This is a genomic window from Micromonospora sp. NPDC023869, from assembly GCF_055559695.1.
In genome coordinates this window covers 36,707-49,223 of the sequence record NZ_JBVHKD010000012.1, presented here as the reverse complement: position 1 = coordinate 49,223, position 12,517 = coordinate 36,707, and the positions used below count along the sequence as shown (strand labels likewise).

Below are 12,517 nucleotides of genomic sequence, written 5' to 3'. Positions count from 1 at the left end.
CGACTGGCCGTGCGCCCCGTGCGTCGGCGGGATCCCCGGACCGCCTCGCGCACCCGGCCGCGCGCCCCCGAGGTACCCGCGCGCCGCGAGGTACCCGCGCGCCTTGAGGTGGGAGCCCCCCACAAGTTGCGCGCGCCCCGCGAGCTGCGCGCGCCCCGCGTGTTAGCAGGGGTCCCCTGCTATGCACGAGGCGTTAGCAGGGGACCCCTCCTTACACGCGTCCGGGCACGGCCTAACCTGGCCGGGTGTCGAGCACCGAACTGCGGGTCGCGCGCTTCGCCGACCTGGACGCCCGGACCTTTCACGACCTGGTACGCCTGCGCGCCGACGTGTTCGTGGTCGAGCAGCAGTGCCCGTACCCGGAACTCGACGGGCGGGACGTCGAACCGGGTACCTGGCACCTCTGGCTGGCCCTCGACGGTGCCCCCGTCGCGTACCTGCGGATTCTGGCCGACCCGGACGGCGTCGCCAGGATCGGACGGGTGGTGGTGGCCCCGGCGGCCCGCGGCGGCGGGCACGCCGGGCGGCTGATGACGGAGGCGCTGACCCGGATCGGTGACCGGCCCTGCGTGCTGGACGCACAGTCGCACCTGGTGGCGCTCTACGCCCGGTACGGCTTCACGGTCAGCGGGCCGGCGTACGTCGAGGACGGCATCTCGCACACCCCGATGCGCCGCACGAGCTGAACCGCTTCACTACCGACTCCACCCACGAGCACCACCGACACCACTTCCGCATTGACCAGTGGCGATGGTGTGTGCCATTCTTCGGGCGAAGCCAGGGCAACGTGATCAGGCCGGGAGAGGCAACTCCCGAGCGATCCGGGCGATGTCGCGATCCGACGACTCCCCCTGGGGGCTCCATGTCCAAGCTAATCCGAAAATCACGGGCACTGTCGCTGTTGGGTGTGGCGGCCGGTGCCATGCTGCTGCTCTCCACCGCGCTGGTCGCCCCGGTCTCCGCACACGGTTCCGTGGCCAACCCGGTCTCCCGCAACTACGGCTGCTGGCAGCGCTGGGGCGGTGACTTCCAGAACCCGCGGATGGCCACCGAGGACCCGATGTGCTGGCAGGCCTGGCAGGCCAATCCGAACGCCATGTGGAACTGGAACGGCCTGTTCCGCGAGGGGGTGGCCGGCAACCACCAGGGCGCCATCCCGAACGGCCAGCTCTGCTCCGGTGGCCGTACCGAGAGCGGGCGCTACAACGCGTTGGACGCGGTCGGCGCCTGGCGGACCACCTCCGTGGCCAACAGCTTCCGGCTCAAGTTCTTCGACCAGGCCAGTCACGGTGCCGACTACATCCGGGTGTACGCGACCCGGCAGGGCTACGACGCACTGACCAAGCCCCTGGCCTGGTCGGACCTGGAACTGGTCGGCCAGATCGGCAACACCCCGGCCTCGCAGTGGCAGCCGGAGACCGGCGGGGTGTCCACCGAGATCCCGGTGAACGCGCCGGGACGCAGCGGACGGCACGTGCTGTTCACCGTCTGGCAGGCCAGCCACACGGACCAGTCGTACTACATCTGCAGCGACGTGCAGTTCGGTGGCGGCACCACGCCGCCGCCCACCACGCCGCCCCCGACCACGCCGCCGGCCTCGCCGACGCCGACGCCGACCTTCGACCCGCCCACCACGCCCCCGCCGACCACCGCACCGCCTGCGACGGGCGCCTGCTCGGCGACGTACCGGGTCACCTCGACCTGGTCCGGTGGTTTCCAGGGCGAGGTGCAGGTGACCGCGGGCAGCGCGGCCATCCGGAGCTGGCGGGTGACCTGGACGTACGCCAGCGGCCAGCAGGTCAGCCAGGCGTGGAACGCCACCCTCAGTTCCAGCGGTTCGACGGTGACCGCCCAGAACGTCAGCTACAACGGCGGTCTCGGAGCCGGGGCCAGCACCACGTTCGGCTTCCTGGCCTCCGGAAGCGGGTCGAGCGCGCCGACGCTGACCTGCACGGCGACCACCTGACCCCGAGCGGGGCCGCGCCTACCTCCCTCGGGCGCGGCCCCGCCCGGCTCGTCGCGTCGAGCGGTGCCGCTGTACGTCGACCGGTGCCGCCGCGCGTCGGCGCGGGTGTTAGCAGGGGACCCCTGCTATGCACGAGGCGTTAGCAGGGGACCCTTCCTTACACCTCAGGCGAGCGCGGAGACGATGTCGGCGATCGGGCGACGGCGGCCGGTGTAGAACGGCACCTCCTCGCGGACGTGCAGGCGCGCCCGCGAGCCGCGCAGGTCACGCATCAGGTCGACGATCCGGTGCAGCTCGTCGGCCTCGAAGGCCAGCATCCACTCGTAGTCGCCCAGCGCGAACGAGGCGACGGTGTTGGCGCGGACGTCCGGGTAGCCCCGGGCCATCTTGCCGTGTTCGGCGAGCAGCTCACGCCGCTCGGCGTCGGGCAGCAGGTACCAGTCGTACGAGCGGACGAACGGGTAGACGCACAGGTAGGCGCGGGCCTCCTCGCCGGCCAGGAACGCCGGGATGTGGCTCTTGTTGAACTCGGCCGGCCGGTGCAGGGCCATCTGCGACCAGACCGGGGTCAGCGCCCGCCCCAGGGTGGTCCGCCGCAGCCGCAGGTAGGCGTCCTGGAGGTCGTCGCTGGACGAGGAGTGCCACCAGATCATCAGGTCGGCGTCGGCGCGCAGACCGGACACGTCGTACGTGCCGCGCACCACGACGTCCTTGCCGGCCAACTCCTCGATCAGCGACTCGACCTCGCCGGTCACGTTGTCGCGCAGTGACGGCAGCGGCGCGCTGGCCCGGAACACCGACCACATCGTGTAGCGGATGGTGTCGTTGAGTTCCCGCAGCCGGGCCGCGTTGCTCTGCTCGGTCATCTGCCCGATCCCTCCAGTGCTGTGATGATCTCTTCGGCCGCCGTCTCGCCGGAGCGGACGCAGACCGGAATGCCGACCCCGTCGTAGCCCGCGCCGGCCAGCGCCAGCGTCGGATGTGTCGCCCGCAGCGCGGCCCGCGCGGCGGCCACCCGGTCGAGATGACCGGGGGTGTACTGCGGCAACGCGCCGCCCCACCGCTGCACGTGCCCGTCGACCGGGGCGGGCAGCGGGGTGTCGAGCACTCCCGCCAGTTCCCGGTGCACGGTGGCGGCGAGGTCCTGGTCGGGGCGCTGGAGTTGGGCCTCGTCGCGGTAGCGGCCGACCGAGGCGCGGACCAGGGCCAGCCCGTCGGACCGGCGCAGGTGTCCCCACTTGGTGGTGAAGAAGGTGGACGCCTTGATCAGCAGGCCTTCGGTGCTCGGCACCAGGAAGCCGGAGAGCGCCGGCAGCGCCGGCTCCGGCAGGGCCAGGGTGACCAGGGCGACGCTGGCGTAGTCCAACTCGCCGATGCGCGTCGCCACCTCGGCGACCGGTTCGGCGAGCAGCCGGGCCGCCGGGCGGGCCGGCACGGCCAGCACCACCGCGTCGACGTCGACGTGCTCCGGGTCACGGGTGGGTCCGACGGTGAGCCGCCAGCCCGGGCCGACCGGGGTCAGTTCGCGGACCGCCGCGTTGCGCCGGACGGTCGCCCCGGCGGCCGTCGTGGCGGCCGTCGTGGCGGCGTCGACCAGGGTGCTCAGTCCGCCGGCGAGGGTGCCGAAGACCGGCTCGCCGGGGGCGCGCGGGGTGGCGGCCTGCGCCGCGCGTACCGCACCGAGCAGCGTGTGCTCCACCCGTGCCGCCCGGGCCAGCGCCGGCATGGTGGTGGCCAGCGACAGGTCGTCGGCGCGTCCGGCGTACACGCCGCCGAGCATCGGGTCGACCAGCCGGTCGACCACCTCGTCGCCGAAGCGGGCGCGGACCAGCGCGCCGACGGCGACGTCCTCGTCCGGGCCGAGCAGCGGCCGCCCGCCGTCGTGGTCGGCCTCCGGCGTCGGCCGGGCCACCGCCGTCACCTTCGCCAAATCACCGGGTACGCCCACCAGCGTCCCGCCCGGGATCGGGCGCAGCCCGCCGTCGACGGCGAGGGCGGCCTGCCCAACGGTCGGGTGCACGATCCGGTCGGCCAGCCCGAGCCGGCGGACCAGGGTCACCGCTGCCGACTCACCGCCGGCCGGGTCACGCATCAGGAACGACTCCGCGCCGAACTCCACCGGCCCACCGGCCAGCTCGCCGGTGCGCAGCTTGCCACCGAGCGCGCCGGACTGCTCGTACACCGTGATCTCGGTGCCCTCGGGGGCGCGATCGCGCAACCGCAGCGCGGCGGCCAGCCCGGTGATGCCGCCACCGACCACCGCCACCCGCCACCGCGTCGCCATGGCTCGTCAGTCCCGGTCGGCGGGCCGGGCGGAGAGCTCGTGGACCAGCGCGACCACCCGGGTCAACACCTCCGGGTCGGTCTCCGGCAGGACGCCGTGGCCGAGGTTGAACACGTGCCCGGGGGTGGCCCGGCCCTCGTCGAGGATCCGCCGCACCTCGGCCTCGATCACCGGCCACGGGGCGAACAACAGGCACGGGTCGAGGTTGCCCTGCACGGCCTTGTCCGGCCCGATCCGGCCGGTCGCGACGTCCAGCGGCGTACGCCAGTCCACGCCGACCACGTCGGCGCCGGCCTCGCCCATCGCGCCGAGCAGCTCGGCGGTGCCCACCCCGAAGTGGATGCGCGGCACACCGGCGTCGGCCAGCCCGCTGAGCACGGCCGTCGAGTGCGGCAGCACGAAGCGACGGTAGTCGGCCTCGGAGAGCGCGCCGGCCCAGGAGTCGAAGAGCTGTACGGCGGAGACCCCGGCCTCGATCTGCACGCGCAGGAACGCCGACGTCACCTCGGCCAGCCGGCCGGCCAGCGCGTGCCACAGGTCGGGCTCGCCGTACATCAGTGCCTTGGTCTTGGCGTGGGTCCGCGACGGTCCGCCCTCGACCAGATAGCTGGCGAGCGTGAACGGGGCACCGGCGAAGCCGATCAGCGGCGTGTCGCCCAGCTCCTTGACCAGCATCCGGACCGCCTCGTCGACGTACCCGACGTCGCTGCGGTCGATCAGGCGGATCCGCTCGACGTCGGCGGCGGTGCGTACCGGTTCGGCCACCACCGGGCCGGTCCCGGGCACGATGTCCAGGTCGACCCCGGCGGCGGCGACCGGCACCACGATGTCGCTGAACAGGATCGCCGCGTCCACGTTGTGCCGGCGGACCGGCTGGAGGGTGATCTCGGTGACCAGTTCGGGGCGGCGGCAGGACTCCAGCATCGCCACGTTGGCCCGGATCTGGCGGTACTCGGGCAGCGAGCGACCGGCCTGGCGCATGAACCAGACCGGAGTGTGCGGGACGGACTGGCGGCGGCACGCCCGCACGAAGGGCGAGTCGGCTGGCCCGTCGGGGCGGGTTACGTCGTCTCGGGCAGCGTCGCCCGTGGTGTCGGTGGCCATCGCGGCAATCGTGCCACGCGCCCGATCCCCACTCCGCGCCCACCGCCGGCATTGTGACGTGAAAGGAAGGGCCCCCTACTAACGCCTGCGGTAGAGCAGGGGACCCCTGCTAACACAGAGGCGAGCGGAGCACGGCGTGTGGGGAGATCGTCGGCGCGCCATCCGAGCCGGGAACCGGGCGGCGGCTTAGGCTGCGAACATGGCCGCCCCGATCGCGCTTCCGGACACCTTCGCCCGCGCGGTCACCGGGCTCCGGGTGGCGGCGCCTCGACCGGAGATCGTGCTGGAGGAGGTCGGCGCGCCGCAGCGGCTGGCGCCGTACTCGTTCGCGCTCTCCGCGGCGGTGCTGCGCGACGGTGACGAGGTGGCCACCGCCCGGCTGATCCTGCTGCACGACCCGGCGGGGCACGAGGGGTGGCAGGGCACCCTGCGGCTGGTCACCTACGTGACCGCCGAGCTGGAGGTCGACCTGGCCACCGACCCGCTGCTGCCCGGGGTGGCCTGGACCTGGCTCACCGACGCGCTGGAGACGCACGACGCCGGGCACCGCGCGATCGGCGGCACGATCACCCAGACGGCGTCGACCCGGTTCGGCGACCTGGCGGGTCCGCCGGCCGCCTGCGACATCGAGATCCGCGCGTCGTGGACCCCGACCGACATCGAGCTCACCCCGCACCTGTACGCCTGGTGCACGTTGCTCGCCTCCACGGCGGGTCTGCCGCCGCCCGGCGTCACCGCGTTGCCCGAGCGTCGCGCCGCGGCCGCCGGTTGACGGGGCCGGTTCGGCCACCCGACGGCGAACCGGCGACACGCGGCGGGGCGGGTGCGCGCCGCACGATCCGTTGGCGCACTAGGGTTGCCAGGTGACCGACGAACCACCCCTGCGCCGTCGGACCGCCGCAAGCCGTTCGGGAAACGACACGCACCACGAGCCGTCGGCGCGGCCGGAGCCGTCGGACGCGGGGACCGAACCCACCGGCGGCGAGTCCGTGCCGTTGACCGCCCCTCGTGAGGGCACCCCCGAACCGGTGGCGACACCGGACCAGCTCGCCGAGGTGGTGGCCCGTTTCGCGGCCGGCACCGGGCCGGTGGCCCTGGACGCCGAGCGCGCCTCCGGCTACCGGTACAGCCAGCGGGCGTACCTGGTGCAGTTACGCCGCCAGGGTGCCGGCACCGTGCTGATCGACCCGTTGCCGCTGCCCGACCTGAGCACCCTGGACGCGGCGATCGCGGACACCGAGTGGGTGCTGCACGCGGCCAACCAGGATCTGCCCTGCCTCGCCGAGCTGGGGTTGCGACCACGCCGACTGTTCGACACCGAGCTGGCCGCCCGGCTGGCCGGGTTCGAGCGGGTCGGCCTGGCCGCGCTCACCGAGCAGCTGCTCGGGTTCAGCCTGGAGAAGCACCACTCGGCGGCGGACTGGTCCAGCCGGCCGTTGCCGGAGTCCTGGCTCACCTACGCCGCGTTGGACGTGGAGCTGCTGACCGACCTGCGGGACGCACTCGACGCGGAGCTGTCCCGGCAGGGCAAGTCCGCGTGGGCGGCCGAGGAGTTCGCCGCGCTGGTGAACAGCGGGGACCGTCCACCGCGCGTCCGGGCCGATCCCTGGCGACGCACCTCCGGCATCCATCGGGTACGCGGGGCGCGGGCGCAGGCCCGGGTCCGCTCCCTCTGGTACGCGCGTGACCAGATCGCCGCCCGCCGGGACGCCGCACCGGGGCGGGTGCTGCCCGACTCGGCCATCGTGGCCGCCGCCGAGCTGGACCCGAAGGACGAGAAGACGCTGCTCACCCTGCCCGGCTTCGGCGGTCGGTCGGTACGCCGACTGGCCCGGACCTGGCTGACGGCGCTGGACGACGCCCGGCAGTTGCCGGACGACGAGTTGCCGGTGACGCCGACGGTGGAGGGTCCGCCCCCACCGCACCGGTGGGCGGAACGGGACCCGGCTGCCGCTGCCCGACTGGCCCGCTCCCGTGAGGTGGTGCTGCGGGTGGCCGGTGGGCACCATCTGCCGCCGGAGAACCTGATCTCCCCCGACACCATACGCCGCGTCGCCTGGCAGCCTCCGGAGGAGATCACCGAACACACGGTCGCCGAGGCGCTCCGCAGCCACCACGCCCGGGAGTGGCAGATCAACCTTCTCCTCCCCGACCTGGCCGAAGCCCTAACCGCCCCACCCCCACCCCCCGCCTCCCCCACCCCACCCGCCCCACCCGCCTGACCCGCCCCACCCGCCTGACCCGCCTGACCCGCCTGACCCGCCTGACCCGCCGTTGATCAAGAGGTTTGCGTCGGGCGGGCGGCCGTTCGCCGACGCAAACCTCTTGATCAACGCGAGCGGTGAGCGTGGGCGGGTGGGTGTGGGCGGGTGGGTGTGGGCGGGTGGGTGTGGGCGGGTGGGTGTGGGATGGGCCACAGCGGGGGCGCGGGCACTGGTTATTACTGGCGAGTAGCATTCGAGGGAAACGCCAGTGCTGGCTAGGAGGCTCAAGTGCCCCGTGAAGTTCGGGATGTCGTCTTCGTGGACGGCGTCCGCACCCCGTTCGGCAAGGCGGGTGGGATGTACGCCGACACCCGCGCCGACGACCTGGTGATCCGATGCATCCGCGAACTGCTGCGCCGCAACCCGCAGCTCCCCCCGGAACGGGTCGAGGAGGTGGCCATCGCCGCCACCACCCAGATCGGTGACCAGGGTCTGACCATCGGCCGTACCGCCGCGCTGCTGGCCGGCCTGCCCAAGACGGTGCCCGGCTTCGCGATCGACCGGATGTGCGCCGGAGCGATGACCGCGGTGACCACCGTCGCCAGCGGCATCGCCGTGGGCGCGTACGACGTCGCGATCGCCGGTGGCGTCGAGCACATGGGCCGCCACCCGATGGGCGAGGGCGTCGACCCGAACCCGCGCATCGTCGCGGAGAAGCTGGTCGACCCGTCTGCGCTGGTGATGGGCTCCACGGCAGAGAACCTGCACGACCGGGTCCCGCACATCACCAAGGAGCGCACCGACGCGTTCGCCCTCGCCTCGCAGCAGAAGACCGCGAAGGCGTACGCCAACGGCAAGCTCCAGGACGACCTGGTCCCGGTGGCGGTCCGCGACCCGGAGAACGGCTGGGGCCTGGCGACCGTGGACGAGGCGCCCCGGGACACCTCGTTGGAGAAGCTGGCCACGCTGAAGACCCCGTTCCGCCCGCACGGCAAGGTGACCGCCGGCAACGCGGCCGGGCTGAACGACGGCGCGACCGCCAGCCTGCTCGTCGCCGAGGACGTCGCCCGTGAGCTGGGCCTGCCGATCGCCATGCGGCTGGTGTCGTACGGCTTCGTCGGCGTCGAGCCCGAGGTGATGGGCGTCGGCCCGATCCCGTCGACCGAGAAGGCGCTGCGCATCGCCGGCCTGAGCATCGACGACATCGGGCTGTTCGAGCTGAACGAGGCGTTCGCCGTGCAGGTGCTCGCCTTCCTCGACCACTTCGGCATCGCCGACGACGACCCCCGGGTCAACCAGTGGGGCGGCGCGATCGCCATCGGGCACCCGCTCGCCTCCTCCGGCGTACGGCTGATGACCCAGCTCGCCCGGCAGTTCGCCGAGCACCCGGAGGTCCGCTACGGCCTCACCGCGATGTGTATCGGCATCGGCATGGGCGGCACCGTGATCTGGGAGAACCCACACTGGGAGGGTGGCGACAAATGAGCCTCGCGGCACCGAACGAGGTGGTCACCAGGGCGCTGCTGCGTCAGGTGAACGTGCCGGGGCTGGACCGCCCGGCCGCCCTGATCACCCTCGACAACGGATTCGACCACACCAAGCCGAACACCTTCGGCCCGGGCGGCCTGACCAGCCTGGACGAGGCGATCAGCGCCGCGCTGGCGGCCGAGCCGGCGTTCATCGCGGTGACCGGCAAGCCGTACATCTTCTGTGTCGGCGCGGACATCACCAGCCTGCCGCTGCTGGCGGACCGGGCGCAGGCGTTGGAGATCGGCCGGCTGGGGCACCGGGTCTTCGCCCGGCTCAAGGACAGCCCGGTCCCGACCTTCGCCTTCGTCAACGGGGCGGCGATGGGCGGTGGCCTGGAGCTGGCGCTGCACTGCCACTACCGGACCCTCTCCGGCGGCGCGGCGGCGCTGGCGCTGCCCGAGGTGTCGCTCGGCCTGATCCCGGGTTGGGGCGGTACCCAGCTCCTGCCGAACCTGATCGGCATTCCGGCGGCCACCCAGGTGATCATCCAGAACCCGCTGATGCAGAACAAGATGCTCAAGCCGAAGCAGGCCGCCGAGCTGGGCATCGCGGACGTGCTGCTGGAGCCGGCCGACTTCCTGGAGCGGTCGCTGGAGTGGGCCGCCGGGGTGGTGCGCGGCGAGGTGACCGTCACCCGGCCCGAGGTCGACAAGGACATGTGGGCGGGTGTGCTCTACTTCGCCCGGCAGACACTGGACCAGCGGCTGCACGGCGCGGTCCCGTCCGCGTACCGGGCGCTGGACCTCCTGGAGACGGCGAAGGACGCCGACTTCGCCACCGGCACCGCCGCCGAGGACGAGGCCCTGGCCGACCTGGTCTTCTCTGAGGAGTTGCGCAGCGGCCTGTACGCCTTCGACCTGGTGCAGCGGCGGGCCAAGCGGCCGGCCGGCGCGCCGGACAAGGGGCTGGCCCGCCCGGTGACCAAGGTCGGCATCGTCGGCGCGGGCCTGATGGCCGGCCAGTTGGCGCTGCTGTTCGCCCGCCGCCTCCAGGTGCCGGTGGTGCTCACCGACCTCAACCAGGCCCGGGTCGACTCCGGCGTCGGCTACGTGCACACCCAGATCGAGAAGGCCGTCAGCAAGGGCCGGATGGACAAGGGCACCGCCGCCAAGCTGTACGGCCTGGTCAGCGGCACTGTCGACAAGAGCGCGTTCGCGAACGCCGACTTCGTCATCGAGGCCGTCTTCGAGGACCTGGCCGTCAAGAAGCAGGTCTGGGCCGAGCTGGAGAAGATCGTCCCGCCGGAGGCGGTGCTGGCGACGAACACGTCCTCGCTGTCGATCAGCGCGATGGCCGAGGACCTGGAGCACCCGGAGCGGGTGGTCGGCTTCCACTTCTTCAACCCGGTCGCGGTGCTGCCGCTGTTGGAGATCGTCCGTGGCGAGCGGACCGACGACGCCACCCTGGCCACCGCCTTCGCGGTCGGCAAGCAGCTCAAGAAGTCGTCGGTGCTGGTGAAGGACGCCCCGGCGTTCGTGGTCAACCGGCTGCTCACCCGCTTCCTCGGCACCGTCTTCGCCGCCGTGGACGCGGGCACCCCACTGGAGGTGGCGAACCGCGCGCTGGACCCGCTGGGCCTGCCGATGCGACCGCTGGCACTGCTCCAGCTCGTCGGCCCGGCCGTCGCCCACCATGTCGGCGGCACCCTGCACGCGGCCTTCCCGGACCGGTTCACGGTCAGCCAGAACCTCAAGCGGATCGCGGACTCCGGCCAGCCGATCGTGGTGGACGACGAGATCAACGCCGAGGTCGCGAAGCTGCTGGTGGTCGGCGACCAGCCGCTGACCGAGGAGCAGGTACGCCAGCAGGCGCTCGACGCGCTGGCCCAGGAGATCCGGCTGATGCTGGACGAGGGGGTCGTCGCCGAGGCGCAGGACATCGACCTGTGCATGATCCTCGGTGCCGGGTGGCCGTTCCACCTGGGCGGCGTCACGCCGTACCTGGACCGGACCGGCACCAGTGAGCAGGTCACCGGCCAGCGTTTCCTGCCGCAGGGAGTGGCCAGCCTGACCGGCTGAGCCGACCCAGGTCACGGTGGTCGCCCCGACCCGGGGTGACCACCGTGACCGGCGGTCGGGGGCAGCGGCGCGTGCGGTGGCTGGCTACCATCCCGGTTCCACCCTTCACCAGGAGCTGACCGCATGTCCCACCCGGACCAGCACCACAATCCGCCCGGCGGCCCGTACCCGCAGGGCGGTGGCTTCCCACCGCCGAGCAGCGGTCACCCGCAGGCCGGGTCGTACCCGCAGGCCGGTGGCTACCCACCGCCGCCGGGTGCCGGCTATCCCCCGCCGCCGCAGGCCGGCGGATACCCCGCGCCCGGTCAGCAGTACGGCGCCTTCCCGCCGCCGCCGCCGAAGAAGTCCAACGCCGGCAAGATCGTGCTGATCGTCCTCGCGGTGCTCATGGTGCTCTGCGTGGGCGGTGGCGCGGTCGTCTGGTTCGTGGTCCGGGACACCGTCGGCGAGGCGGTCGACGCCACCCGGACCCGGGTGGTGGCACCGGAGACCCTGGCCGGGCGCCCGAAGGTCACCGAACCGGAGTTGCAGCAGCTCTCCGACTCGATGGTCCGGGAGCTGAAGGCCTCGATCGACAACGAGACCAGTGCGGTCGGTGCCTTCTACGGTGACCCGTCGCAGGAGAACCTCGTGATGATCGTGGCCGTCTCCGGGTTGATGGCCGACCCCAAGAAGGAGCTCGACGAGGCGGTCCAGGCCATCTCGACCGAGTTGACGGTCAGCAACATGACGCCGGTCGAACCGGGCCCGCTCGGCGGCGAGGCCCGCTGCGGCGACGGCCGGGCCGACGTGGCGCTGGGCATCTGCGTCTGGGCCGACCGGGGCAGCGTCGGCATGATCGTCATGTTCTTCTCCTCCCGCAACGACGCCGCGTCCGAGTTCCTCACCATCCGGGGCCAGGTCGAGCAACGGTCCTGACGTACGCGCCGACAGCCGGGCGGGGTGGATCCCCCGCCCGGCCGTCACATCACCCCTGGGACTCGGCGGCGACGTCGAGGACCCAGACGACGCCGAAGCGGTCCCGCAGCATCCCGTACCGGGGTGCCCAGGCCGCCGGCCCGAGTGGCACCACGACGGTGGCGCCGTCGACGAGCCGGTTCCAGTATTCGGTGATCTCGTCGGCGGTCTCGCCGCGCACCGAGACGAAGAAGGCGTTCTCGCCCCGGTCGTAGGGGAGGTTCGCGGGCACGTCGTAGGCCATCACGTGGAAGCCGACGGCGGCCCGCACCTGGCCCCACATCACCTGGTCGGCGGCTGCCTCGTCCGAGACGGCACCGGCGTCGGAATAACTGAGGACGGTCAGGTCGCCGCCGAAGACGCGCTGGTAGAACTCCAGGGCCGCGCGGGCGTCCCCCCGGAAGTTGAGGTGGGTCGTGGTCGTGACGGACATGCTCGTCTCCTGTCTCGGTAG

General features: G+C 72.7%; 11 protein-coding genes. 7 read left to right on the top strand and 4 right to left on the bottom strand.

Features of this window, described 5'->3' with window-relative positions:
• Window positions 1-245: 245 nt before the first annotated feature.
• Window positions 246-686: a GNAT family N-acetyltransferase gene (locus ACZ31C_RS26560; RefSeq protein WP_465797591.1), complete on the top strand. Its 441-nt coding sequence runs from the start codon at window positions 246-248 to the stop codon at window positions 684-686.
• 176 nt (window positions 687-862) lie between these two features.
• The gene (locus ACZ31C_RS26555) at window positions 863-1,966 is read left to right on the top strand and encodes a lytic polysaccharide monooxygenase auxiliary activity family 9 protein (RefSeq protein WP_465797590.1); all 1,104 of its coding nucleotides are present in this window, start codon (window positions 863-865) and stop codon (window positions 1,964-1,966) included.
• Between the two features lie 164 nt (window positions 1,967-2,130).
• On the opposite strand, the gene hemQ is transcribed toward ACZ31C_RS26555, so the two are convergent.
• Genes hemQ through hemE form a run of 3 tightly spaced genes read right to left on the bottom strand, consistent with a single transcriptional unit; the run spans window position 2,131 to window position 5,354 of the window.
• Entirely contained in the window at window positions 2,131-2,832 is a 702-nt protein-coding gene (gene hemQ / locus ACZ31C_RS26550) for a hydrogen peroxide-dependent heme synthase (RefSeq protein ID WP_176093084.1), read from the bottom strand.
• Window positions 2,829-4,250, bottom strand: a complete 1,422-nt coding sequence (gene hemG / locus ACZ31C_RS26545; RefSeq protein WP_465797589.1) for a protoporphyrinogen oxidase — start codon at window positions 4,248-4,250, stop codon at window positions 2,829-2,831. Before hemG ends, hemQ begins: the two co-directional genes overlap by 4 nt.
• Window positions 4,251-4,256: 6 nt before the next feature.
• Window positions 4,257-5,354: a uroporphyrinogen decarboxylase gene (gene hemE / locus ACZ31C_RS26540; protein WP_465797588.1), complete on the bottom strand. Its 1,098-nt coding sequence runs from the start codon at window positions 5,352-5,354 to the stop codon at window positions 4,257-4,259.
• A gap of 199 nt (window positions 5,355-5,553) precedes the next feature.
• Here hemE and ACZ31C_RS26535 point away from each other — a divergent pair, with 199 nt between their 5' ends.
• The 5 genes from ACZ31C_RS26535 (at window position 5,554) to ACZ31C_RS26515 (ending at window position 12,024) form a co-directional block, all read left to right on the top strand.
• Window positions 5,554-6,126: a DUF3000 domain-containing protein gene (locus ACZ31C_RS26535; RefSeq protein WP_350693969.1), complete on the top strand. Its 573-nt coding sequence runs from the start codon at window positions 5,554-5,556 to the stop codon at window positions 6,124-6,126.
• A gap of 91 nt (window positions 6,127-6,217) precedes the next feature.
• Complete coding sequence (locus ACZ31C_RS26530; RefSeq protein WP_465797587.1) at window positions 6,218-7,576, top strand: ribonuclease D; 1,359 nt, start codon at window positions 6,218-6,220, stop codon at window positions 7,574-7,576.
• A 270-nt stretch (window positions 7,577-7,846) separates the two neighbouring features.
• Complete coding sequence (locus tag ACZ31C_RS26525) at window positions 7,847-9,043, top strand: thiolase family protein (RefSeq protein WP_465797586.1); 1,197 nt, start codon at window positions 7,847-7,849, stop codon at window positions 9,041-9,043.
• Window positions 9,040-11,106: a 3-hydroxyacyl-CoA dehydrogenase NAD-binding domain-containing protein gene (locus ACZ31C_RS26520; protein WP_465797585.1), complete on the top strand. Its 2,067-nt coding sequence runs from the start codon at window positions 9,040-9,042 to the stop codon at window positions 11,104-11,106. The genes ACZ31C_RS26525 and ACZ31C_RS26520 overlap by 4 nt, the downstream gene beginning before the upstream one ends.
• 123 nt (window positions 11,107-11,229) lie before the next feature.
• Window positions 11,230-12,024 (top strand): hypothetical protein, encoded by a 795-nt coding sequence (locus tag ACZ31C_RS26515; protein WP_465797584.1) that lies wholly within the window; start codon window positions 11,230-11,232, stop codon window positions 12,022-12,024.
• Between the two features lie 49 nt (window positions 12,025-12,073).
• On the opposite strand, the gene ACZ31C_RS26510 is transcribed toward ACZ31C_RS26515, so the two are convergent.
• Window positions 12,074-12,496, bottom strand: coding sequence for a VOC family protein (locus ACZ31C_RS26510; protein ID WP_465797583.1), 423 nt, complete (start codon window positions 12,494-12,496; stop codon window positions 12,074-12,076).
• Between the last annotated feature and the right edge of the window lie 21 nt (window positions 12,497-12,517).

Excerpts from the sequence above, each read along its gene's own strand:
- hemQ (WP_176093084.1), bottom strand. The coding sequence starts at position 2,832 with ATGACCGAGCAGAGCAACGCGGCCCGGCTGCGGGAACTCAACGACACC.
- ACZ31C_RS26515 (WP_465797584.1), top strand. The coding sequence starts at position 11,230 with ATGTCCCACCCGGACCAGCACCACAATCCGCCCGGCGGCCCGTACCCG.
- ACZ31C_RS26520 (WP_465797585.1), top strand. The coding sequence starts at position 9,040 with ATGAGCCTCGCGGCACCGAACGAGGTGGTCACCAGGGCGCTGCTGCGT.
- ACZ31C_RS26555 (WP_465797590.1), top strand. The coding sequence starts at position 863 with ATGTCCAAGCTAATCCGAAAATCACGGGCACTGTCGCTGTTGGGTGTG.
- ACZ31C_RS26535 (WP_350693969.1), top strand. The coding sequence starts at position 5,554 with ATGGCCGCCCCGATCGCGCTTCCGGACACCTTCGCCCGCGCGGTCACC.
- hemE (WP_465797588.1), bottom strand. The coding sequence starts at position 5,354 with ATGGCCACCGACACCACGGGCGACGCTGCCCGAGACGACGTAACCCGC.
- hemG (WP_465797589.1), bottom strand. The coding sequence starts at position 4,250 with ATGGCGACGCGGTGGCGGGTGGCGGTGGTCGGTGGCGGCATCACCGGG.
- ACZ31C_RS26510 (WP_465797583.1), bottom strand. The coding sequence starts at position 12,496 with ATGTCCGTCACGACCACGACCCACCTCAACTTCCGGGGGGACGCCCGC.